Consider the following 24,400-nt stretch of genomic DNA (forward strand, 5'->3'; position numbering starts at 1 on the left):
TTCAATTTGATAGTTATTTTTTTACTAAGCGTGTTTCTTTATTCAAGGATAATTCTTTGTTCTCTCGGGCGGTGAAGTTGCCGCTTCGCTTCCAGGCCAAGCCCATAGGGACCTGCTGGGGCGAACCGTATTGCTACTACTGTTTTCTCAAGCCGTTTGGCGCTAGTTTATTCTTCAATTTTTTTTTACTGTTTTTGTGATGAAGTTGAATAGACAATAGTTGGAAAATATACGGATAAACTCTTGCGTTGGGCTTGCTTCATAGGGTTCAGGTCGAGCTTTTCGGCCTGGATCGATATTTGTTGGTTTGCAGTGCGCGTGACTATATGGTTCTGATCCTCTTGCTTTGATGATATTTGGCTTCGAGCCAGGCTTATTCGGGCATGCATCGCAGAGTTGCCCGGGCTGTAGTCCGCTTCTGGTACAATTGCCTCACCTCTAGTGTTTTCCCTAATGCCTGCGTAACCCTATGGCGAATCCATCACCTATCGACAGCAAACTGATCGGCACTCGTGAGTCCCGCCGCTGGCAGGATGATTTATCTGATGTGGTCACTGATCCTGCCGAGCTAATCCGGTTGTTGCAATTGGATCCAGCCCAATTACCCGAAGCCCTGAATGCTAGTAGCCAGTTTTCCTTGCGCGTGCCGCGTCCATTTATCAAGCGTATGCGACCTGCTGACCCGAAAGATCCATTACTTCTGCAGGTTTTACCCGGTGCTGCAGAGTTGGAAACAGTGGTGGGGTTTAGTGCAGACCCTCTTCAGGAGGCTGAGGCAAACCCTCTGCCCGGAGTGGTGCATAAGTATCACGGTCGCCTGCTGCTAATTACTGCAGGGCAATGTGCGGTGAATTGTCGTTACTGTTTTCGCCGCGAATTTCCCTACAGTGAGAACCACCTGAATCGAAAGCAGTGGTCGGCGGCTCTGGATTATGTGCGTGCACATACGGAGTTGCGAGAAGTGATTTTAAGCGGTGGTGATCCTTTGGTGATCAATGATCGCCAGCTCTCTTGGCTAAGTAATGAGCTGGTGCAGATAGCACATCTGGATAAACTGCGCATTCACACCCGCTTACCAATAGTGGCGCCGAGCCGTATCACCGACGAAATGCTGTCCTGGTTTACTGGCTCACGCCTGAAGCCGGTATTGGTTCTGCACTGTAATCACGCCAACGAAATTGATGATGAGATACGTAACGCACTTTCTTGTCTTCGCGCTGCTGGAGTCACATTGCTGAATCAAGCGGTACTGTTGCGTGGTATCAATGATAGTTGTGCAGCCCTGGAAGGCCTTAGCGAAACACTGTTTGACGCGGGCGTGTTGCCTTATTACCTGCACCAGTTAGATAGGGTCAAGGGTGCGGCGCATTTTGAAGTGAGTGATAGCAGGGCGTTGCAAATAATTGAAGAACTACGTCATCGATTGCCTGGATACTTGGTACCGAAATTGGTGCGGGAAATCCCCGGTGTACCCTCCAAAACACCCATAGAGTTATCTGAAAGCAACTAGAAAATACAGAAGGTTATTCCTCTATAAAGTACCAGGATTAAAGTGCTGTAAAAATAGCGTTAAATTGATCTAGGCTAAATGTACCGACTCGCCTATCTATATAGTTGCCGCCGACCTCTGGGCTCGTCTTAGGCTGTAGGTTGAAAGAGATAAGGTTTCCAGAGCCAATTAGTGATTACTAATTAGCAGATGATAATTCTAAGGCGTGCATTTACGACAGGGAGATTTGTGTGACTTGAGTCACGCGTACCACCCCGATGTGGCCTTGTATGCCACTACAGGAGGCCCCTAAACTTACCGCATGCGGTAGCGGTACGCTGCCCTGAATAAATAGAGCAAAAAATGAGTAGCAACGACACTATCCGACTTCTCCTGATTCACGATATGCCCTCCGAGGCGCAGCGCTTGGTCAGCATGCTGCACAACGCGGGTCGACCCAACCGGGCTCAGCATGTTGCCAGTGAAGCGGTCTTTACTCGCTTGGTACAGGACAAAACCTGGGACCTTGTGATCGCCGCAGAGGGTAGCACCCAGATTCCGCCGGCAGTGGCGCTACGCACCATCAGTAAGCTGCAAAAAGATGTACCGGTTATCCTGTTGACCGAACGCAGTGGTTCCCAGCCAATTGTGGAGGGGTTAAAACAGGGTGCACGGGATGTGGTGACAGTAGATGAGGACCAGCACCTTCTGCTGGTGATTCAGCGAGAGATGCTCGCCTTGGATAACCGTCGCCAGGCACGCCTGCATGATCGTCGTTACCACGCAACTCTCGGTCGTGCCAAAGAGCTTCTGGACAGTTCCAAGGATGCAATAGCCTATGTATCCGATGGGCTAATCGTTTATGCCAATGACTCTTTCGCCGAGCGCTTTGGCTATGAAAGTGGTGAGGATGTTGAGTACCAGCCACTGATCGACATGCTGGCTGAAAATGAGCAGGGAGGCGCACGGGATTTTCTCAAGCGCTGTGCGATCGATAACAATGAAGTGGAAGCTAAGGAGTGGAAGTTTACTGCTCGAACCGTTGCAGGTGATCCGTTACCCACTCGCGCGGAGGTACTCAGTACTACTTACGAAGAGGAGCGCTGCCTGCAAGTGCGCATCGCCATGCGCAAGGGCGACACTGAGCAATTGGAAGCCCAACTCAGTGATATTAAAAACCGCGACCCGCTAACTGGCCTGTTTAATCGACAGCACTTTTTATCGTTACTCGACTCCACGATTAAATCTGCAGCGGACTCCCATCGCACCGGTGGCCTGATGTTTATCCAGGTGGATCGCTTTGCCGAGGAGGTGCAAAAGACCGTAGGCGTTGCAGGTGCAGACGCACTGCAGAAAGCCATGGCTGAACTGCTACAGGGATGCCAGCGAAGCGGTGATACCCTGGCGCATTATAGTGATGACAGCTTCTGCCTGTTGAGCCCGGATACCACGCCGGACAGTATTGAGCAGCGCGCGCGCGATATCCTGAAGAAAATTTCCGATACCATTTTTGACGCTGCAGGCAAAACCCAGCAGGTTACTGCCTCTATTGGAATTTCCCTGCTAAGCGAGGCCTCCAGTGGTTCACAGCAGGTGCTCGAGCAGGCGCAGGTGGCTCATAAGCAAGCTCTGGGAGAGGAGAGGCAGGGTGGCAATTTCGTCCTGTATGAGCCGGATACCGAAAGTGGCGCTGATGCTGATACTTACCACCGCGCTCGGGTGGTACAGGCCCTGGAGGCGGGAAACCTAAAGCTTTTATTCCAGCCGATCCTGAGCCTGCAGGGCACCGGGGAGCAAATGTATGAAGTGCTGGTGCGTATGCTCGATGACAAGGAAGAACTGGCACCACTGGCGTTCCTGCAGGAATTGGGCGACGCTGGTCTTTCCGCCAAGATGGACCGCTGGGTGATTCTCACCGCGATTAAGGCTGCCGCTGCGGCTCGCGCTAAGGGTAAGGATGTATCGCTGATGCTGCATATGACCACAGCTTCCCTGCTCGATACGAGTTTGCCTGCCTGGCTGGGAGTGGCTTTCAAGGCTGCCAAAGTTCCGCCAAGCACGGTGATTTTCCAGTTGCGCCAGGAGGACATCACCAGCAACCTGCACGCAGCGCGTGATTTCACTACCCAGGTGCAGCAGCTCGGTTGCCGCGTGGCTGTGTGCCACTTCGGTACCGGCTTGAACCCCTTCAAAGCTCTGGAGCATGTAAAGGTGGATATGGCCAAGGTAGATCCGTCGTTTGTGCGTGAAGTTCAGGACGAGGGAGAGAGCAGCGAATCTTTAGCCGGGCTGGTACAGCGTTTGGGTGAGGCAGAGACCAAGGTGATTGTGCCTCATATCGAGCAGGCCAGCATGTTACCCACCCTGTGGCAAACCGGTACCGATTATATCCAGGGCTACTATGTGCAGGCTCCGGTGGAGGAAATGAGTTTCGACTTTAGTCTGGATTAATTTCCGCAAGCCTATATCTGTAAGAAAAGCGCGTTTCCCATCGGGTTACGCGCTTTTTTTTACAGGACCTAGCTCTGTGAGGTCATACGTTGTAGCGGTTGCGCAGGGCAGCGATAGCATTGCGGGCCAGGGCGCCATACTCAGGCGCAGGCGCCGGTGCATTCTCCGGGGCTGTGCTCTCGCTCCAAGCGCGTTGTACGTGGTTTTGGCCGGCCTTCTGCTTGTACATCCTCGCCAGGCTAGCGTTGTAGCTCTTACTGGTGACGGTATCCACATGGTACCAGTGGGCCTTGGCACGGGAGTGGGAAACATCCATCAGCAAATAGCCGCGCTGGGTGACATTGACCCACTTTAAGTGCGGAATTAATCCGTCCATGGCGATCGCGGCTACGTCAGTTAGATGTGACTTATCGAGGAAGCTGGAGGTTACGCCGGGAGTTACAAACTCTCCCCCGAGAGCACCGCGACCGGTAAGGCGTCCGTATTCGAGAATGCTGAATGGGTTGCTGGCCAAGTCCCAGGCCCAGGAACTGTGAATATCTCCGGTGAGCACAAAGAAGTTTTCGATGTTGTTGTTGGCAATGTGATCGAATAACCGAGTACGGGAGGCGGTATAACCATCCCACTGATCCATGTTAATGGAGAAATCCTTGGCCAGGGTGAGCTGCGCCATCATCACCTGTTGTCCGAGTACCCGCCAGCGTACACCGTCCGATTGAGATTGGGTGAGGCCGCGGTACAACCATTCTTCCTGCTGTCGGCCGAGTAAGCTGCGCTCTGGATTGTCGGCTGTTTTCTGGTCAAACCAGTTGGCCTGTTCATCCCTTGCGGCGATGCGGGTATCCAGCATCATCAGGTCCATCAGGTTTCCGTAACGGAAACTGCGATAAATGGCTCTATCCCCAAATACGTCCAGAATGCCGTTGTCGCGGATGGGCATCCACTCGAAGTAGGCCTTATTTGCCACTGAGCGACGCACATACCAGTCACCTTCGCCATCTTGGGGATCGTGGTTTTCTGCCCCACCGGCCCAGGCATTGTTTGTGGTTTCGTGATCGTCCCAAACACAAATAAACGGGTGTTGGCGATGGACTTCCTGCAAGTCGGGGTCGGAACGATACTGGGCGTAGCGCAGGCGATAATCCTGGATACCCACCATTTCCTTCGCGGGGATAGGTTCGCGTCCAAGCCCGGTGCCGGTGCCAAAGCCGCCGGGGCCGTATTCATAGATGTAGTCACCCAGGTGCAGTACCACATCCAAATCGGGACGTTGAGCGATTTCACGGTAGACGTTGAAAAAGCCCATTGGATAGTTGGAGCAGCTGGTTACTGCAAAACGCAGGCGGTCCACATGACCTACAGGCAGGGTCCTGGTTCGCCCTACAGGAGAGTCCATGCTGTTGGAATAAAAACGGTAGTAGTAAGTTGTCCCAGGCTGCAGGCCACTGGCATCCACCTTGATGGTGTAGTCCACTTCGGGGCTGGTCATGCCGTTGCCGCTGTTCACTACCAGCGCCATTTCCGGGTCCAGGGCGATTTGCCAGCTATAGGGCACCATGGACTGGAATAAAGGGTCTTCCGATGGGGTAATCCTGGTCCAGAGAATCACGCGATCGGCCAGGGGATCACCGCTGGCAACGCCGTGCTGGAAAGGCTGCTGGCCGGAGCCGTAGGCCTTAAGAAGTGGCAGGGATGCCAGGCCGGCGCTGGAAAATTGCAGAAATCGCCTCCGGGACAAAGACATAGTGCTCTCCTTTTTATGTGCTTGTTATAAAGGACACGCAGTCTGTCTTCGAAAGGTGAACGCTTTGTTAATTTCCAGTCAGATTTTTTCTGAAGCAGCTCAATTAGTCGGTAAATTCGTCCGCAGCGAGCTAAAGTGAGACTTTTGTCTATTTTGAAGGCATTAAAAAGTATGACTGTCGGCTTGAGGATGCTTTGGGGGATGACCTTAGGGCTGTTACCGCCGTCGATTAACTCCCTATCATTCCGCATCTGTGCACTCTCGGGTATGCTGTGTCGCGATTAAAAACAGAACACCCTGGGAGTAGATCCATGTTGCCCCGCTTACTTTGCACCAGCCTGATTGTCGGCGGCCTCGCCGTAGCCGGCGGGTGCTCAAAGACCGAGCCGTCTAAAGTCGAAGCTGAGAGTGCAAGCGCGTCGGTAAAAGCAGCCGCCGTGATTGAAAAGAAAAGTGCCGCTGAGAAGGCGCCTGAATCCGGTGTGGATTACCACTCCTTTGCCAACAGTAATGACTACCAGGTACAGCACCTGGATCTGGACTTGACTGTAGACTTCTCCCGCAAGGTTCTCGAGGGCGAAGCCCAGCTGGACTTCAAGCGCCTCAACGACAAGAACCTGCCGATGGTGCTCGACACCCGCGAGCTGGAAGTGGTTTCTGTAGCAGCCAATGGTGCGCCGGTGAAATTCTCCATGGGCGAGAAAGACGGTCACCTGGGCACCCCGCTGAATATTGAGTTGCCGGAAGATGCCAACAGCATCACCATCCGCTATCGCACAGTGCCTGGCGCCTCTGGCGTACAGTGGCTTGAGCCTCAACAGACGGCGGGCAAGAAGCACCCGTTCTTGTTCACTCAGGCCCAGGCGATCCATGCGCGTAGCTTTATTCCGCTGCAGGACTCCCCGAAAGTTCGTATCACTTACAAGGCGACCGTTCGTACCCCGAAAGAACTGCGCGCGGTGATGAGTGCGAACAATGACCCGCAGGCGGCCAAAGATGGCGTTTACGAGTTCGAAATGCCCCAGCGCATACCCTCCTACCTGATTGCCCTGGCGGTTGGCGACCTGCAATTCAAACCCATGGGCAAGCGCACTGGTGTCTACGCCGAACCCTCTATGTTGGAATCTGCAGCGGCGGAGTTCGCCGATACCGAATCCATGCTGGAGGTGACCGAGAAGGTTTACGGCCCCTACCATTGGGACCGCTATGACCTGCTGATCCTGCCGCCCAGCTTCCCCTTTGGCGGTATGGAAAACCCGCGTCTGAGCTTTATCACTCCAACCGTAATCGCCGGTGACAAAAGCCTGGTGGCCCTGATCGCCCACGAATTGGCCCATTCCTGGTCCGGCAATCTGGTGACCAATGCCAGCTGGCGCGACTTATGGCTGAACGAGGGCTTCACTACTTACCTGACCAACCGCATCATGCAGTTTGTCTATGGTGACGAGCGTTACCAGATGGAAATGGCCCTGGGTTATGACGATCTGCAAGCGGACCTCGCGGACAAAGAGCCCCGCGATGAGATTATGGCGATCGATCTGCGCGGCCGTGATCCCGATGAAGTGTTCTCCAATATTCCCTACGAGAAAGGTTCACTGTTCCTGTATGAGCTGGAGCAGAAAGTAGGCCGCGAAGCGTTTGACCGCTTCCTGATGGAGTACTTCAACCACTTCTCCTTCCAGAGCATCACCACTGAGGACTTCGTTAAGTACCTCGACAAGACCCTGCTGGTTGAGCACGCCGATAAACTGGATCGCGAGCGGATTCACCAGTGGATCTTCGAGCCGGGTATTCCCGAAGGTGCACCGCACCCGCAGTCCGATGCCTTCAGCAAGTTGGACCCGGTGCGTCAGCAATGGTTGGACGGTAAATTGGCGGCGAAGGATATCGATACCAAAGGCTGGACCTTCCATCAGTGGAAGTATTTCCTCGACGGTATGCCTGAGAAGCTGACGGAAGCGCAGTTGAAAGAACTGGACAGCGCCTTTGGCCTGACCAAATCCCGCAATAACGAAGTGGCCTTCAGCTGGCTGATGATTGCTGTGCGCAATGACTATGAGCCGGCCTTCGATCGTTTGGAGAGCTTCCTCACCAGCATCGGCCGCAACAAGTTCCTGCGCCCGCTGTATCGCAATATGGTTGAGTCTGGTAAACAGGATGTGGCTGCACGCATTTTCGAGCGCGCCAAGGTGGGGTATCACCCGCTGACGGTGAAAGTGAACAGCCTGGTAATTTACGGTAAGAAAGAGGGCTAGACCGACCTTCGTCGCTTGTGCGATTTTGGTGCTGTGCACCGAAATCGCCGCCCTTTATACCGATTGGGGCCAGTGCAACACTGGCTACCAACAAGTTTTCCCTGGTTTTTTATCTGCATCTTCCCGTTTTTACTCTTCCCAAAGATTAACTAAATAAATCCGCTAAAGTGGCTTTTGGGTACCGTTTGAGCGGCGGGCAATACTAAAAAATGCCTGTGTAATCTCTTGTGTAGCAAAGCTGAACGAATTGGTACAAAAAGAAGGTTTTCACGTCAATTTTCTGGCATAAAAATCATTAAACTGCTGTTCAAAGTGGAACCCTTTGCGTACCCTGCTGCTCGAATAAAAATCCATTAAGGCAAAGGGAGGTACCTATGTACAGACGGATTTTAATGCTGGCTTTTCTCAGTTTTTTGGCCGTTGGCTGTGAGTATGAGCCGAGCGCCTGTTCTGATAACAGGCCGAATTCATTTCCCTTCCCACATGCAATGACCTGACTTTTCCTGGGGCAGCTTCAGGGTTGCCCCAACTCGGCAATCTGGCGGTCGTTAAGGCCGAATAGGTATAGCGCCGCATCAAGGCCGAATAGGGTGATCGCCTGCGGTGCCTCCAGGCGTACCTTAGGCTTTGGGTGAATCGCGATACCCAGGGCACCCAGGTTCAACATGGGGATATCATTGGCCCCGTCCCCGACTGCAATCACTTGTTCCAGCGACAGCCCCATATTCCTTGCTGTTTCCTCCAGCAACAACCGCTTGCGCGTGCCGTCCACGATAGGTTCTATCACTTCACCGGTGAGTGCACCCTCGGCAAATTCCAAATCATTGGCGTATATCAAATCTACGGCAAGTCGTTCCCTCTGCAGGAAGTTGGCGAAGTAAGTAAAGCCCCCGGACAGAATGACGGTTTTGCACTCAAGCTCACGCAGGCAGTACAACAGTTTCTGTGCCCCTTTCTTTAGGGGCAATTGTTGGGCAATTTCTGCCAGGCGCTGTTCGGAGAAGCCCTTGAGTAGCGCCATACGTTTTTTGAAACTATCCCGGAAATCCAGCTCGCCACGCATCGCGGCTGCGGTGATGGCTGCTACCTGATCGCCGATACCGGTAATCTTGGCCAGCTCGTCGATCACCTCCGCATCAATTAGAGTGGAATCCATGTCGAAGCCTGCCAGTGTCGGTACTCTCTGGCTGGCCCCATCCTGTAAAACCAAGTCGGCTCCGATTTCCTCGGCCAGTTGCAGGCAAGCGAAACGCGCAGGGGAAAATTCCAACTTAGCACTGAGCTGGAGGCGAATTACCGTGCACTCATGCCGGTGGGCGAGAGTGTCGATAGTGTTGATTTGCCATTGTTGTTCGGTACAAAACTTTAGTACGCGTTGTAGCTGTGTCAGGGTGGCGGCTGGGCTCAGAAGGGTTAAACACCAAGGGGACTGTACGACTGAAGGCTTAGCACTGGGCAAGCTCAGCTCACAACTGGTGGTGTCCGGAAAAGGGTCTGCACCTCTGTATTCAAGCCCCAGTCGCGCATAGTTGCCGCTATAGGTGAGGTAGCGCACAGGGTAGTCCAGGGGCGACTGGATAACTTGTGCCAGGGGCAGATGAAATTCTTGTGCTTTTGTCTCGTCGCCCATGGCGCAGCTCCCCAATTTAATCAATAAGCGACGCATTATAGCTCTAGCGGGAATCTTCGTTAAAATCAGCGCCGCAGCCTGGGCCCGCTTATTTGTTACAAAATAAAAAAACCAGTGGAACTATTTTGTTGCCGGATCGACCAACGGCACAGGAAATTACACTGGGCCTTATTGGCTTTTTGTGAGGATAAAATACGCCGCGGCCGTAGGCCGTCGTGAGCCTAAAAACACCAGTGGGTCCATGCACCTGTGCCAGTGTTTTTGGGCGACGTCTTTATCAGTCAGGATGATTTATAAAGACGAAAGGAAAAAGAAACGCAAGGTAATAAAAAAACAAGGCAAGGTATTTCAGCCGCTTAATATGTCTGTATCGATTATTTCTCTGTTGCGCAAGTTGCCCGAACAATTTGCACGCCTATCTAAACGTATTCGCCAGCGCCTGCTGGCCGTAGCGATTTGGGTGATTCTGGCCGTATTCTGCAGCGCTGCTCTTGGCCATTACTATGGGCAGCGACATGCTGATGCTGTGGAAAAAGACCGGGCCTCGGCGCAGGCTGCCGCCAGTTTTCTCGCAGGGCAGAGCCTGGAGCGTATCGTTGCTGATGATCGAATCAGCATGCAGCTACTGGCCCGGCAATTACTAGAGTTGCCTGCCGTCATTGGTATCTCTATTGAAGATGTGGAGTCCAATAGTCTGGCAGAAGTGGGCGATTTAAAAAATGGTGAGACCATCAGTGTGCCAGTTGTGTTACACGATAGTATCGCTGGCAATGTTACCGTGGCCCTGGCTCCCGGTGCGGGTGTTACTTTTCCTTGGGCCAGTTTGTTGCTGACCCTGGTCTTTGCTTTGCCTTTTAGTGCAGTGGCGGCACTGATGGCAGGAGGCTTCTCCGCACCGCGCAGTCTGCCTTCTGAAGAGTCTCACGCATCGGTGAATATTCCTGAAGAAAAAGGGGACTCTATAGGCCTTTACCTGCGCCCCCTGAATTGGGCTCAGTTGACCAACCAACTGAGCCGCAGTGCGCTTGAGGGAATACAGCGGGAACTGGATGGGCGCATGCAGCTACTGCGCCGAATTTACGGTGCCCACCCTCTGAGTAGCGCCGGGCCTCAGGTTGGCCTGGGGTTTTCCGGCACTGATGCAGCCTTTCGCGCGGTCTGCTGTGGTCTATTGTTGCGGGAGATGCAGAGTGTCAGCCGAGCCACTGGTCTGAAGCTGGCCCTGGCTGTGGTGCCCTGCGAGCCTGGCTCACCGGACTTCTCCGCCGAGCAGCTGCTAAATCAATCTCGTGGATTGTTCCTGCATCCGGAGCTGCTGGAGGAAACCTCCCTGGCTGGACGCATCGAGCACCATGGCGCTGGCTGGAACCTGGAAGTTACGGGGCTGACGCCATCGTATCAAAAGTTGCTTAACAACCAGTTGCAACAATTATTGGGCGCCTGAATACCTACCGCTGGTCACAGCGGCGAGTAAATGACCCGTTTGCTCTCCGTAGTTATTTTTTGGCACCTGCCTTACGTTTACGTTAACGTAAACTCTTGTTAGGCTTGGTTGCGTCTCGAGGAAGTACTTATGAAAGCCAAAGCCAGTATCGTAGAGCCCCATAGTTACAGTATTTCGGAGTTGGCCCGTGAATTTGATATCACTACCCGCGCCATCCGTTTCTATGAGGACAAGGGACTGCTCAAACCTGAGCGGCGCGGCCAGACCCGTGTTTATAGCCCTGAGGAGCGGGTACGGCTGAAGCTGATTTTGCGCGGTAAGCGCTTGGGGTTCTCCCTGGATGAGAGCCGCGAGATTATCGATATGTACGATCCCGCTCATGGCAATGTGGAGCAGTTGCAGCGCCTGCTGGAGCGCATTGCCCAGAAGCGTGCACTGTTGCAGCAGCAGCTGAGAGATATAGAAAGCCTGATGGGGGAGCTGGACGAAGCCGAGGTCCGTGCACAAGCGGCCCTGGTGAAGAGCCGCAGAGAGGACAACCCCTAAACCAAAATCCTGAAAATTTCGGCAAGTGTGCGATTGCCGGTGACCTCCAGAGGTTTTACGGGGGCGCCTGATGTAACGGCAGTCGCAGGCGCGGCCAATTGAATTAAAACTCGCAAATTTAACGTGGAGTCATTATGAATACCTCCTACCCAACTCTGAATTTCGGTCTCGGTGAAGAGATCGATATGCTCCGTGACATGGTTTACAAGTTCTGCCAGGCGGAGCTGGCCCCGCGCGCGGCACAGATCGACGAAGACAACCTGTTCCCCGCCGATATGTGGAAAAAATTCGGTGAGTTGGGCCTTCTGGGTATGACCGTGGAAGAGGAGTTCGGCGGTTCCAATATGGGTTACCTGGCACACGCCGTGGCCATGGAAGAAATCTCCCGCGCCTCCGCTTCTGTGGGCTTGTCCTACGGTGCCCACTCCAACCTGTGTGTAAACCAGATTCGTAAAAATGGTACCCGCGAGCAGAAGCTCAAGTACCTGCCCAAGCTGTGTTCCGGTGAACATGTGGGCGCCTTGGCCATGAGTGAACCCAACTCCGGTTCCGACGTGGTAAGTCTGCAACTGCGCGCTGAGAAGCGCGGTGATCGCTTTATTTTGAACGGCAATAAAATGTGGATCACCAACGGTCCCGATGCCGATACCTATGTGATCTACGCGCGCACTGAGCCGGGTATCAGCTCCGGCGGTATTACTGCGTTTATCGTTGAGCGCAGTTTCGCCGGCTTCTCCCAGGCGCAAAAGCTCGACAAGCTGGGCATGCGCGGTTCCAACACCTGTGAGTTGGTGTTCGAAGACTGTGAAGTGCCGGAAGAAAATATCCTCGGTGAACTGAACGGCGGTGTACGCGTATTGATGAGCGGTCTCGACTACGAGCGCACGATTCTCTCTGGAGGCCCTGTCGGAATTATGCAGGCCTGCCTGGATGTGGTGGTTCCCTATATTCACGAGCGCAAGCAGTTCGGCAAGGCCATCGGTGAGTTCCAGCTGATGCAGGGCAAGATCGCCGATATGTACGCTGACCTGAATGCCAGCCGCTCTTACCTGTACGCTGTGGCCCGGGCTTGTGATCGCGGTGAGGACTCGCGCAAGGACGCCGCCGCTGTAATCCTGTTTACTGCGGAGCGCGCAACACAGATGGCCCTGCAGGCTATCCAGACTTTGGGCGGCAATGGCTACATTAACGAGTACGCCACTGGTCGTCTGCTGCGCGATGCCAAGCTCTACGAAATCGGCGCGGGCACTTCTGAAGTACGCCGTATGCTGATTGGTCGCGAGCTGTTTAAAGAGACCCGCTAAGGCTGGGCATTTCTTCTCGCCGCCGGCGCCTGCCGGCGGCAGCTGTCTCCAGCCGGGCACTGCGGCAATAAGCTGCGCCCTGTGGAGGTCTTTTCTCCGGGAAAGTGAATCGGACTTTATGAATCAGTTGCAGAGCAAAATAAACACGCGCGATGCCGCCTTTGGCGAAAACCGCGAGCAGATGCAGGCGCTGGTGGCAGACCTGCGCGAGAAAGTGGAAGCCATCGCCCAGGGCGGCGGCGAGCGCGCAAGGGAAAAACACCTGGCGCGAGGAAAATTATTGCCACGGGACCGTATCGATGCGCTGCTCGATCCGGGTAGCCCTTTTATGGAATTTTCCCAGCTGGCCGCTCACGAGGTTTACGGTGAGGATGTTCCGGCTGCGGGTATTATTACCGGCATCGGCACCGTCTCCGGTCAGCCCTGTGTGATAGTGGCTAACGATGCCACTGTAAAAGGTGGAACCTATTATCCCCTCACAGTAAAAAAACACCTGCGCGCGCAGACCATCGCCGAGCAGAACAATCTGCCGTGCATTTACCTGGTGGATTCCGGTGGTGCTAATTTGCCGCGCCAGGACGACGTTTTCCCAGACCGTGAGCACTTCGGTCGCATCTTCTTTAACCAAGCCAATCTCTCTGCACAGAATATTCCGCAGATCGCGGTGGTTATGGGTAGCTGCACCGCCGGTGGAGCCTATGTGCCGGCTATGGCAGACGAATCCATTATGGTGAAAGAGCAGGCCACCATCTTCCTGGCGGGCCCGCCCCTGGTGAAAGCGGCCACCGGTGAAGAAGTTTCCGCTGAGGAACTCGGCGGTGCCGAGGTGCATTGTCGCACTTCCGGGGTTTCCGATCACTACGCCAATAACGACGTACATGCGTTGCAGTTGGCGCGCCGCTCTGTAGCGCGCCTGAACCGCATCAAAAATCCCGGCCTGGATATCCAAAAGCCAGTGGAGCCGATTTATCCACCGGAAGATATTTACGGTGTGGTGCCCAAGGATTCGCGCCAGCCTTTTGACGTGCGCGAGATTATCGCGCGGGTTGTGGACGGATCTGAGTTCGATGAATTTAAAGCGTTGTACGGCACCACTCTGGTAACTGGTTTTGCCCGTATCCAGGGCTATCCGGTGGGAATTGTTGCCAACAACGGCATCCTGTTTGCGGAGAGTGCACAGAAGGGCGCGCACTTTATTGAGCTGTGTGCGCAGCGCAAGATTCCATTGGTTTTTCTGCAAAATATCACTGGTTTCATGGTGGGCAAACAGTACGAGGCGGGCGGCATCGCCAAACACGGCGCCAAGATGGTGACCGCTGTCGCTACCGCCAAGGTGCCCAAAATTACCATCCTCATCGGCGGCTCTTTCGGCGCCGGTAACTACGGTATGTGTGGCCGCGCCTACGATCCCAACTTCCTGTTTATGTGGCCCAATGCGCGCATCTCGGTTATGGGGGGTGAACAGGCTGCTGGCGTATTGGCCCAGGTGAAGCGCGACCAGAAGGCCGCCCGGGGTGAATCCTGGAGCGAAGAGGAAGAGCGCCAGTTTAAGCAGCCGATTGTGGATAACTACGAACACCAGGGGCACCCCTACTACGCCTCCGCGCGCTTGTGGGATGACGGCGTTATCGATCCGGCGGATACCCGCCGCGTGCTCGGTCTGTGCCTGGCGGCGGCCAGCCACAAGGAACCGGAAGAGACCAGGTTCGGCGTGTTCCGCATGTAAGGAACCGTGGTTGCGGCGCCAATGAAATGTTCCGGTGCCGCTTTTGAGAGACGCCCCAATCGAGGAATAACAATGAGCGATAAATTGCTGTGCGAAGTGGATAGCGAGGGCGTGGCCACGGTCACCCTGAACCGGCCGGAAATCCACAACGCTTTTGATGATGAACTGATCCACGAGCTGGCCACCACCTTTGACACCCTGGCGCAAAACCCCGCTGTACGTGTGTTGGTACTGGCTTCCAATGGCAAGAGCTTTTCTGCCGGAGCCGACCTCAACTGGATGAAGCGCATGGCGACCTACTCAGAAGAGGAAAACCGCCGAGACGCCGCTGCGCTTGCCGCCATGCTGTACAAGCTCGACACTTTCCCTGCGCCCACCATTGCGCGAGTACAGGGCGCCGCTTTTGGCGGGGCCGTGGGCCTGGTGAGCTGCTGCGATATGGCCGTGGCCTCTGAGCGCGCCAGCTTCTGTTTGTCTGAAGTCAAAATCGGGCTGCTGCCCGCCACCATCAGCCCCTATGTCATCAATGCGATCGGCACTCGCCATGCGCGTCGTTACTTTGTCACAGCGGAACGTTTCCCCGCCGAGCGCGCGGAACAAATGGGCTTGGTATCCGAAGTCTGCGCCGAGGGCGACCTAGACCTGCATGTGCAGAAATTAGTGAATGCCATTGCCGATAATGGCCCCAAAGCGGTCGCCATGGCCAAGCAACTGGCCATGTCCATGTCCAACCGGGTTATCAACGATGAATTGCAGGGCCAGACCAGCGCGCTGATCGCTGCCGTGCGTGTATCGCCGGAAGGACAGGAAGGGTTGAGTGCGTTTTTGGAAAAGCGCGCACCCAAGTGGATGAATGGTGGCGAAGGATAATTTTATGATTCGCAAACTGTTAATAGCTAATCGCGGCGAAATCGCCTGCCGTATTATAAAGACCGCCCGCCGCCTGGGGGTGGCCACCGTTGCCGTCTATTCCGATGCGGATGCCGACGCCCTGCATGTGCAGATGGCGGACGAAGCGGTGCACTTAGGTCCGGCCCCGGCCAGGGATTCGTACCTGGATATCGACAAGGTATTGGGTGCTGCGAAGCAAACAGGCGCGGATGCCATCCATCCGGGTTACGGCTTCCTGTCGGAAAATGCCGAGTTTTGCCGCGCCTGCGATAGCGCCGGCATTATTTTTGTCGGCCCGCCCACCGGCGCGATTGAGGCGATGGGCTCCAAGTCCGCCGCCAAACGTATTATGGAAGAGGCCAATGTGCCCCTGGTGCCCGGTTACCACGGCACCAACCAAAATGAAGAGCTGCTGGAAGGTCACGCCAACCGCATCGGTTACCCGGTATTGCTGAAAGCCGCTGCCGGCGGTGGTGGTAAGGGCATGCGCCGTGTCGACAGTGCCGGTGAATTCCACGAAGCACTGGGCGCTGCCAAGCGTGAGGCCATGAATGCCTTTGGCGACGACATCATGCTGCTGGAGCGCTATGTGGTGAGTCCCCGCCATGTGGAAATTCAGGTGTTCTGCGATCAGCAGGGCAACGGTGTCTATCTGTTTGAGCGGGATTGCTCGGTGCAGCGCCGCCACCAAAAAGTAGTGGAGGAAGCTCCCGCACCGGGCATGACTCCGGAGCTGCGCGCCCGCATGGGTGAAGCGGCTCTGCGTGCGGCCCACGCGATTGGTTACGTGGGTGCCGGCACGGTGGAATTCCTGCTGGATGCCAGCGGTGCCTTCTACTTTATGGAAATGAATACCCGCCTGCAGGTGGAGCACCCGGTTACGGAAATGATCACTGCCCAGGACCTGGTGGCCTGGCAGCTGTCAGTTGCCGCTGGCGATACCCTGCCCATGGGCCAGGATGAGCTGCAGATCAATGGCCACGCCATGGAAGTGCGCATCTACGCCGAAGACCCGGATAATGATTTCCTGCCGGCAACTGGCGTGTTGGTGCGCCACCAGCCCCCGGCGGAAGGCGAGGGTGTGCGGGTGGATACCGGTGTGCAGACTGGCGATGAAATCAGCGTGCATTACGACCCGATGATCGCCAAATTGATCTGCCACGGCCGCACCCGCAAAGAAGCCCTGGCCAAATTGGATCGCGCACTGCGTGATTATCAGATTGCCGGTGTGCGCCACAATATCGAATTCCTGCGCCGAGTGATCAATCACCAGGCATTTGCCAGCGGTTGTATTTCGACGCACTTTATCGAGGACTACGAGGCGGAAGTACTGCACCAGGAGCAGACACTGACGCGGCTGAAATGTGCTGCTATTGCCGGCTATTTGCAGCAGCGTGAAGAGCGCGATCTGCGCAATAGCGCACCCCAGCGGGATCCTTTCTCTCCCTGGCACAATGGCGATAACTGGCGCAATGCTCTGGCTGGCAGTCGCACCCAGACGGTGGACTACCGTGGCCAGCACGCTCAAATTCGCTTTGTTGCGGAGGGCGATAGCCTGCGCTGGACTTGCGATGCCTTGCCTGAGGAACAAAACAGCGGTGAGATTCGCCTGCTCCCGGGACGTGACTTGATGTTGGTGGATGGCCGCCGCATGAGTTTCTCCGCCGTGGATACCCGCGATGGCGGTGCTGTATTTATCGATGGCACCCAGGTGGAATTCAAGCTGTTGCCACCAGATATCGGTGAGAGCAATGACCAGGCCCACGGCCTCGATGCCCCCATGAACGGCACCATAATTTCGCTGCTGGTTGAGCCCGGCTCTACGGTGGAAAAAGACCAGCCGCTACTGGTAATGGAAGCCATGAAAATGGAACACACCCTGCGGGCTCCAGCCGCCGGCACCGTGCAGCAGTTCTTCTGTGCCGAAGGTGAATTAGTGGATGGCGGTAGTCTGCTGGTGGATTTTGCCGGGGAGGAGCAATAATGACTTTGCCCAAACAGGTCAAAATCGTCGAAGTGGGCCCCCGCGATGGGCTGCAAAATGAAAAGCAGCCTATCTCTGTGGAGACCCGTATCGCTCTGGTGGACAAGCTCAGTGCCAGTGGGCTGTCGGTTATTGAAGCCGGCAGTTTTGTCAGCCCCAAGTGGGTACCGCAAATGGCCGCCAGCGAGGAAGTGCTGGCGGGTATCCAGCGCAAAGACGGAGTTATCTACAGCGCGCTCACGCCAAACTTAAAAGGCTATGAGCGTGCAGTGGAAGCCAAAGCGGATGAGGTCGCCGTATTCGGCGCGGCCTCAGAAGCCTTCACCCAGAAAAATATTAATTGCAGTATTGCTGAGAGTCTTGAGCGCTTCCGTCCACTGGTGGAAAAAGCGAAGCAAGACGGTATACCCGTGCGCGGATACGTATCCTGCGTACTTGGTTGCCCCTATGAAGGCGATATTGATCCGGCCAAAGTGGCAGAAGTTAGTGCCGCTCTATTGGAAATGGGTTGCTACGAAATTTCCCTCGGCGACACCATCGGTGTCGGCACCCCGGAATCCGCCAAGCGTATGCTGGAGCAGGTAATGACCCGCGTGCCTGTGGAAAAACTTGCGGTGCATTTCCACGATACCTACGGCCAGGCCTTGGCCAATATCTACGCGGCCTTACAAATGGGTGTCGCAGTAGTAGATTCCGCCGTAGCCGGCCTGGGCGGCTGCCCCTATGCCCGTGGCGCTTCCGGTAATGTTGCCAGTGAGGATGTACTCTATATGCTCAATGGCATGGGTATTGAAACCGGCGTGGATTTACAGTTGCTGGCAGAGGCTGGGAACTTTATTTCTGAACAGCTGGGGCGGGAGACTAACTCCCGTGTGGCTAAGGCTTTGGTGCCTTGCTGAGAAATTTCTAGGGCGGTTGGAACACCGCCCAGATACTATGGATTCACTTATTAGCGAAGATCAGATATTTACCCGATAAATTAGTGGGTAATTATTTCCGTTACCTTCCCTGCAATCCTCTACTCCAAAACCTACAGTATTAGATTTTGCAAAATATGCAGACAAAAGTGATGAGAATTGCTCTTTCGTGTCATTATTATTTGTTCCATCATTGCGGTCGAATTCTATGACTACATGGTTGCTGGAAGCTGATGGGCAGCCTTCCCCTAATTCGTTGCCGCTAGCATTTGGTGAGAATTTAATAACTGCATAGTATTTATAGGTAGTAATGCCTTCGATAGTTTTATTAGGCTCAATTGTACTTGATGCAAAACTGGTGCTGGCTAGTAGCGCTAGTAGTAGTCCGGAGAATAAATTTTTCATTTTCATAATATAATTAAAAACTCTTAACTCACTTAAAGTGTAATGAAAATCATCTGTCAATTTTTAGCCCGGCCATTTTATGGTTAATTAAGAAAGATTGAAATCGATTTATTATTATTTTGTACCCCTCGTTTAATTGGAATTAACCGCCATATTTGCAAGTGATAGTTATTACTAGAAGCTCCCGTGCTGCGCCTAAAAAAGGAAAGAGTAGGTGTGGATAATAATTTTTAACCTGGGTTTTTTGGTTTTCTATATAGGGTTAATTGTCGCAGGTGGTAAGCTTTTTTGTTTCTATTTCAGTAAGTTTTTGTTGGTTGGTTGTTTTAAGCTTATAGCTAGAAATTTCTGTATTTGCTTCTTGTTTTCTTATTGTCTTATTAAATTTGAGTTGTTGAATAATGATAGCCAATCAATACTCCGGTCTTGAGTTGAGATTAAAGGTTATCTGTTTAGTGATTATTTTTCGGTTTAGGCGCCAATACCTTAAACGGTCGCATCATATCGTAATCTTCATGAGAGAGTAGATGACAGTGCCATACATAGAGGCCCTCACGGTCAAAGCGAGCTATTACCCGTGTTACTTGGCCGGGAAGGGCAATGACCGTATCTTTAGGGCCGCTTTCTTCTGGTTGTGGTGGAAGGGGTTTCCCCTGTAGAGATGTTACTTCCAGTCGTGCCCCCTGAAATACCTCATCGGTATGCATAAATTTCTGCGGCTTGGGGATAAGTTTGCCTTTAAAAGGCTGACGATCCAGTACCTGGAATTCCACCAGATGAATATGGATTGGATGAGCCGATACTGTAGGGTTGTATATCTCCCAGATCTCTACGGCGTTGTGCTGGATAATTTCCGTGGTAGGGTCCTCGAAAAATAGGGAGCCTTCTTTTACTGGACCTAACATCAGCAGATTACGGCCATAGGGGTCGTCCAGGCGGTAGGTGGCAAGCTGTCGTGTGTAGTTCGCTTGACTAAGCCTATTAAGTGGAGGGCGCAGGGGAGTATTCAAGGTTAGCTTTAAATCTCCAATCATATCTTTGACCGCTGCTTTCTGTTTATCGGGAGAGGCTTTTGCAGGCGCCGAAGCAATATGGAATTGCAAAACTTGGCCAGTGGTATCGGGGTCGGTAGCTGGTGTGGTGCCACCGCGCCCATCACTTAATACACGTTTACCATCAGGGTTGTATACCAGTGGAATTGAACTCTTTGGATCATTGGCCTCTACAAATCCCTTAAAAGGGATATCCGGTCCAAAATTTCGCAGTGTCAGTTTGTGTCCTTCATAACCACTGAAATCCACTAAAACATCTGCTCGCTCTGCGGGCGCCAATACCAGCTCGTTAAGTTGCACAGGGAGATCGAGAAAGCCACCGTCGCTGCCGACCTGCACAAAGGGGGTACCTTCGTCGATCCTGAGTATCAGTGTGCGTGTATCGGACGCATTGAGAAATCGCAGTCGATAAACGTGTGGTGTGACGTTGACTTTGGGCCAAGCCATGCCGTTTACCAACATAAAATTGCCAAAAAATTCGTCCAGGTGAGAAGGGTTGGGCCAATTGGCCTTCACTGCCTTGTGGGAAACCGGTGATGGAGGCTGGTCCCTCCAACCAGGAAAATAGAGCTGCCCATCTGAGCTAAACAGGCTGTCTGTAATAGCGGCAACCAAGGTACGCTCTTCTGTGGGAAGTAGTTTTTCCTGTATCAGGCGATCTTCATTGTCGTCGCCGACCAAGTAAAAACCGAATAATCCTGCATAAACATTAAGTCGGGTCATTCCCAGGGTGTGATCGTGATACCAGATAGTGGTGGCATCCTGGGAGTTGTCGTATTCGTAAATCTTTTTGTCAAATAACGGGCCCGTCTCGTGATAATTTCGTGTGTACCAAGCGAGGGGATTGCCGTCACTTTTCCATTCTGTATGCCCGCCGTGAAGATGAATAACCATGGGTACAGCTTTGGGATCTTTTACATCGGCGAGGTGAATGGATCGATCCACCGGAAATAGATGCGGCCCCGGTAGCTCATTGGCCCAGTGTACAAATACCGGTTGGCCTTCCCGGGCGCGAATAGTAGGGCCGGGAGAGTGGATGCGACCTGCATACTCAAAACCCCAGGCCTTTGTCATTAAACGTTTGCCTTCCTTATCCCGTAGCCCCATCCAAACCTGGGTGGGCCTTGCTGGCAGTTTGAGTGGAGCTGAGCTCTTGGGTCGTATCTCTACAGGTATTGGCAGCTCGTTAACGAATTTATCCACAGTTGTTGGATCCAGGAGGGTCAGGGGAGGTGCCTTGACGACGGAAATTTTTTCCTCGCTAGCAATTAGGGAAACAGGAAGTGATAACAATAGGCAGAAGAATATCCGAAGCATTGGCTGCTCATGGTGGTTCGTATTTAACAGCCAAGTATAGGTAAGGGAGTACTGTCAGATCGGAGAGACCTTAAGTGCAGACAAAGGCGCACAGGGCCCTTACCTGATGCGACCCTTCACTAGATAAAGCGATTGATCGCCGTTTTGGCATTGTCCTGATAGGTAGGGTTGTCCAGGTCCGGGAAAAGCTTCCGCTGTTCACCTAGAGGTCCTGTCAATCCGCGTTCACTGCCGTAAAAAATACCTGTGCGGAAGGATGTTGTATCCAGCAGGGCATCGATATAGCGCTTGGCGCCTATTTCGACTTTGTGGACTTTGCCCAATAGCAGCATAATCCGCATCATGCCCTTCATCATATATTGCTTGAATAACGACAGTGTATTGAAGCCCTCTGTGCCTACAGTAGCCCCCGGACTCATGGTTACGAAGCGGATATGGGGGAATTCCCGTGCCATGGAAGACATCCATAGGGCGCCCATATACTTTATCGGACCATAGGGCACCGTAGCGTCTTTGGTACTGGCATAGAGCTCTCCTTCACAGATCTGCATAAATTCCTCCACAGAGGCGCTTTTCAGGTCTGGTTGCTTCATACCCATCTCTTTTACGCCGCGAGCGGCCTCGGAGCCGGCGTAGATAGCAGCCTGGGTTAATTTATTGGCTTTCAGCAACTCGTTAGTCAGTAGTGCATGCCCGAGCAGGTTGACGGCGAAAATTTGTGTGACTCCCTCAGGGGTTTTCTTATAAAACTCTTTACCTCCAGTGCCGCCAGCATTCATAACCAGTGCATCAATTGGGGAGTCTAAGGTTTGAACCGCCTCTTTCACGGATTGTTGATCTGCGACATCGATCAGCAATACTTCGAAGATATTCCTGCCTGTTTCCGACATCAGCTCGGCCTGGGCTTCTTTGACTCTCTGCAGATTGCGGCACCCGAGATAGATCTTGTTAATCTGCTGGTACTCCGCCAGTTGCTTGGCGCACTCCCTGCCTAAGCCTGCATTCGCTCCGGTAATCAATACACTCTTAATCATCTTTCTGTCTCTGTGGATATTGGGAACTGGTACCCGGATATGGATATACCCGGCTGTTGGAGGGAAAGATAAGCGGTTAAGCGCCTCGGGTTTTGATATTTCTTGCTGTCCTCATGGGATACCAAGACCGCAAGAAATATCAAAAATTGGGCCTTACCGACCAATATGATTAGGTCATCTCTTCAAATACGGCAAACTAAGGTGACACTATGAATCAGGCGAGTTCTATAGAAAGAAAAATTTTCCAATTGTTAGTGGTAGCACTGGCAGTGATCTGTTTTGTTCCTGGCGGGATCAGTGCATTTGGGGGGCTGAATGGCAGTGCTGCCCTGAGTGGTGGTGCTATGCTTTTCGGCCCGGATAGCCCCTTGAGAGGATTTGGGGATAATCAATATCGATTTGCCTTTGGTGTTTTCTTTGCCCAGGGGTTGGTTCTACTGTATTTCCTGAGCAATATCGAAAAACATAAAGCATTGTTTTACTTCGTGGCTTTATCCCTCTTCATTGGCGGTCTGGGTCGCTTAAGCAATATTCTGGAATTTGGATTGGTGGATGACCAGGTCTTACCGCCTACGATTATTGAGCTTGCGATAGTTCCACTTCTGGTTTTTTGGCATAGGCGAGTGGCCTCTCAAAGTTAGTCATTAGAAGCTCTTAGTCAAGCAACTTAAAATTTTTTATGCTTAAGAGGTTATTGCTTTGTTACCAGTATTTTTACATATAGAGTCTTCACCAAACCTACAGGAATCGCAGGCTCTTCAGCAGTATATAGGTTTGGCTCCGCAATTAATGCAACAGTATGGGGGGGTGCCTATCGCCTCTTATGATGTGGAAGAAGCCCTGGACGGAGGTCGGTCACCAAAGGCATTTGTTGTGGTATCTTTTCCGGATCGGGAGGCGATCTATGCATTCTTCAATGATCCAGCCTACCAGGCGATTATTCCTTTGAGGGACAAGGCATTTGCCCATTTACGCTTTTTTATCACTAGTGAACGAATTTGATTTAAAGGCATGCTAAACCGGGAAGGTATTCCTCAAAAATCTCACCGTCCCAACGTAAATAGGCAGTAAAGGAGCCTCTCATGCAGCGATTTTTTAAAAGTATCAACTTCGTAGAGCAGCATCTATACGACAAAATTTCTGTTCACGAAATTGCCGCTGCCTCTCATTACTCCACCTACCACTTCAGCCGTATTTTTAAGGCATTAGTGGGGGACTCACCGAAAGAGTATTTGCGTAAGCGCCGATTGACCGTCGCTGCAAAGAGGTTGTTGAGTGAAGATATTGGTATTCTTGAGCTTGCCATGGAGTGCCAATTTGATTCCCAAGAAGCGTTTACTCGTGCGTTTAAAGCTTTATTTAATGTAACCCCGGCGCAGTATCGAAAGCAGCAGGACCCTTTCCGGTTGCTATATAAAGATCAATTCAGCCCCCATATGCTGCACTTCTTGAAAAATGAGCTGTCCATGGAGCCACAAATTATTTCGCGCCCAGCGATGCAATTGGTGGGGATAGCGCAGGAATACGATCATGAAAATCTCAGCTTGCCAAAGCTCTGGTCTGCATTTCGACCTTACAGGGATAAAATCCCCAATCGTATCAACGATGAATCGTTTGGCATCTATGAGTGTTATGAGGAAGCGGGTGATGAAATTCAGTTTAAGTATGTCTGCTGTGCGCCGGTTGCCGACCTGACTCAGGTACCCGAGGGAATGGTGGCGCGGGAACTACCGGAGCAGCTATATGCAAAATTTGTTCACCGCGGATCTATTACCACCCTGGAGCAGACATTGAAGTATATCTGGGGGAGCTGGCTGCCAAAGTCTAATTATGACTATATCGAGAAGCCAGACTTTGAGCTCTATCCGCCCAGGTATCAGGTTGCCAGCCCGACAGCCGAAATGTACCTCCATATCCCCGTTAAAGAGAGACAATGATCGTTTAACAATAACGCAGAGTTATCACTATTCAACATTTTTGGCTACTTGATCTGTGCCATACCGATTTTGCAGATTGCTTCTTCGATCGAAATTTTTATGTAATAAATTCTATATTGGAGGGAAGTACTCCCTGCAGGTGTTCGCGAAAGAAGGCAGGCTTATTGGATGGAAAGATAAATTACGGAATTTTTCCTGGTGAAATCTGGTTGTAGGATAGGGAAAAATAGCCATGCTCCTCAACTGAATCAATGGCTATCTTTCTTATTTCGGA

19 protein-coding genes are annotated in these 24,400 nt (G+C 52.7%); 13 read left to right on the forward strand and 6 right to left on the reverse strand.

Annotation, left to right across the window (positions count from 1 at the left end; all coding sequences use genetic code 11):
- The first annotated feature begins 469 nt into the window (after positions 1-469).
- On the forward strand, positions 470-1,510 hold the full coding sequence (epmB, locus tag ACJJJB_RS20860) for an EF-P beta-lysylation protein EpmB (protein WP_445365422.1): 1,041 nt from the start codon (positions 470-472) through the stop codon (positions 1,508-1,510).
- Between the two features lie 342 nt (positions 1,511-1,852).
- The gene (locus ACJJJB_RS20865; protein ID WP_445365423.1) at positions 1,853-3,940 is read left to right on the forward strand and encodes an EAL domain-containing protein; all 2,088 of its coding nucleotides are present in this window, start codon (positions 1,853-1,855) and stop codon (positions 3,938-3,940) included.
- Between the two features lie 82 nt (positions 3,941-4,022).
- On the opposite strand, the gene ACJJJB_RS20870 is transcribed toward ACJJJB_RS20865, so the two are convergent.
- Entirely contained in the window at positions 4,023-5,684 is a 1,662-nt protein-coding gene (locus ACJJJB_RS20870) for an alkaline phosphatase D family protein (protein ID WP_445365424.1), read from the reverse strand.
- Between the two features lie 311 nt (positions 5,685-5,995).
- On the opposite strand from ACJJJB_RS20870, the gene ACJJJB_RS20875 reads away from it, so the two are divergent.
- A complete protein-coding gene (locus tag ACJJJB_RS20875; protein WP_020411593.1) occupies positions 5,996-7,939 on the forward strand; it encodes a M1 family metallopeptidase in 1,944 nt (647 codons plus the stop codon).
- A gap of 514 nt (positions 7,940-8,453) precedes the next feature.
- Here the strand turns inward: ACJJJB_RS20875 and serB are convergent.
- Entirely contained in the window at positions 8,454-9,569 is a 1,116-nt protein-coding gene (gene serB / locus ACJJJB_RS20880) for a phosphoserine phosphatase SerB (RefSeq protein ID WP_445365425.1), read from the reverse strand.
- 361 nt (positions 9,570-9,930) lie between these two features.
- On the opposite strand from serB, the gene ACJJJB_RS20885 reads away from it, so the two are divergent.
- The 7 genes from ACJJJB_RS20885 to ACJJJB_RS20915 all read left to right on the forward strand — a co-directional run bounded on the left by ACJJJB_RS20885 (position 9,931) and on the right by ACJJJB_RS20915 (position 18,363).
- Complete coding sequence (locus ACJJJB_RS20885) at positions 9,931-11,013, forward strand: hypothetical protein (RefSeq protein WP_040628081.1); 1,083 nt, start codon at positions 9,931-9,933, stop codon at positions 11,011-11,013.
- 129 nt (positions 11,014-11,142) lie between these two features.
- On the forward strand, positions 11,143-11,559 hold the full coding sequence (locus ACJJJB_RS20890; RefSeq protein WP_020411590.1) for a MerR family transcriptional regulator: 417 nt from the start codon (positions 11,143-11,145) through the stop codon (positions 11,557-11,559).
- A 134-nt stretch (positions 11,560-11,693) separates the two neighbouring features.
- Positions 11,694-12,863: an isovaleryl-CoA dehydrogenase gene (locus ACJJJB_RS20895; protein ID WP_020411589.1), complete on the forward strand. Its 1,170-nt coding sequence runs from the start codon at positions 11,694-11,696 to the stop codon at positions 12,861-12,863.
- Between the two features lie 118 nt (positions 12,864-12,981).
- Positions 12,982-14,589, forward strand: a complete 1,608-nt coding sequence (locus ACJJJB_RS20900; RefSeq protein WP_445365426.1) for a carboxyl transferase domain-containing protein — start codon at positions 12,982-12,984, stop codon at positions 14,587-14,589.
- A gap of 72 nt (positions 14,590-14,661) precedes the next feature.
- Positions 14,662-15,459 carry an enoyl-CoA hydratase/isomerase family protein gene (locus ACJJJB_RS20905; RefSeq protein WP_445366295.1) on the forward strand — a complete coding sequence of 266 codons (798 nt, stop codon included), beginning with the start codon at positions 14,662-14,664 and terminating at the stop codon, positions 15,457-15,459.
- 4 nt (positions 15,460-15,463) lie between these two features.
- Positions 15,464-17,464 carry an acetyl/propionyl/methylcrotonyl-CoA carboxylase subunit alpha gene (locus ACJJJB_RS20910; protein ID WP_445365427.1) on the forward strand — a complete coding sequence of 667 codons (2,001 nt, stop codon included), beginning with the start codon at positions 15,464-15,466 and terminating at the stop codon, positions 17,462-17,464.
- Entirely contained in the window at positions 17,464-18,363 is a 900-nt protein-coding gene (locus tag ACJJJB_RS20915; RefSeq protein WP_444938240.1) for a hydroxymethylglutaryl-CoA lyase, read from the forward strand. The genes ACJJJB_RS20910 and ACJJJB_RS20915 overlap by 1 nt, the downstream gene beginning before the upstream one ends.
- A 60-nt stretch (positions 18,364-18,423) precedes the next feature.
- Here the strand turns inward: ACJJJB_RS20915 and ACJJJB_RS20920 are convergent, their stop codons facing one another.
- The 4 genes from ACJJJB_RS20920 to ACJJJB_RS20935 all read right to left on the reverse strand — a co-directional run bounded on the left by ACJJJB_RS20920 (position 18,424) and on the right by ACJJJB_RS20935 (position 22,189).
- A complete protein-coding gene (locus ACJJJB_RS20920; protein WP_353377101.1) occupies positions 18,424-18,846 on the reverse strand; it encodes a hypothetical protein in 423 nt (140 codons plus the stop codon).
- 202 nt (positions 18,847-19,048) lie between these two features.
- Positions 19,049-19,198 (reverse strand): hypothetical protein, encoded by a 150-nt coding sequence (locus ACJJJB_RS20925; protein WP_445365428.1) that lies wholly within the window; start codon positions 19,196-19,198, stop codon positions 19,049-19,051.
- A gap of 40 nt (positions 19,199-19,238) precedes the next feature.
- A complete protein-coding gene (locus ACJJJB_RS20930) occupies positions 19,239-21,155 on the reverse strand; it encodes a multicopper oxidase family protein (RefSeq protein WP_445365429.1) in 1,917 nt (638 codons plus the stop codon).
- A gap of 119 nt (positions 21,156-21,274) precedes the next feature.
- Positions 21,275-22,189, reverse strand: a complete 915-nt coding sequence (locus ACJJJB_RS20935; RefSeq protein WP_445365430.1) for an SDR family NAD(P)-dependent oxidoreductase — start codon at positions 22,187-22,189, stop codon at positions 21,275-21,277.
- Positions 22,190-22,398: 209 nt separating this feature from the next.
- Here ACJJJB_RS20935 and ACJJJB_RS20940 point away from each other — a divergent pair, with 209 nt between their 5' ends.
- The 3 genes from ACJJJB_RS20940 to ACJJJB_RS20950 all read left to right on the forward strand — a co-directional run bounded on the left by ACJJJB_RS20940 (position 22,399) and on the right by ACJJJB_RS20950 (position 24,126).
- Positions 22,399-22,830 carry a DUF4345 domain-containing protein gene (locus ACJJJB_RS20940; protein WP_353377098.1) on the forward strand — a complete coding sequence of 144 codons (432 nt, stop codon included), beginning with the start codon at positions 22,399-22,401 and terminating at the stop codon, positions 22,828-22,830.
- 58 nt (positions 22,831-22,888) lie between these two features.
- A complete protein-coding gene (locus ACJJJB_RS20945; RefSeq protein WP_020411580.1) occupies positions 22,889-23,191 on the forward strand; it encodes a DUF1330 domain-containing protein in 303 nt (100 codons plus the stop codon).
- 80 nt (positions 23,192-23,271) lie between these two features.
- Positions 23,272-24,126: an AraC family transcriptional regulator gene (locus ACJJJB_RS20950; protein ID WP_020411579.1), complete on the forward strand. Its 855-nt coding sequence runs from the start codon at positions 23,272-23,274 to the stop codon at positions 24,124-24,126.
- The last annotated feature ends 274 nt before the right edge of the window (positions 24,127-24,400 follow it).

The sequence above is a fragment of the Microbulbifer variabilis genome (assembly GCF_052468405.1).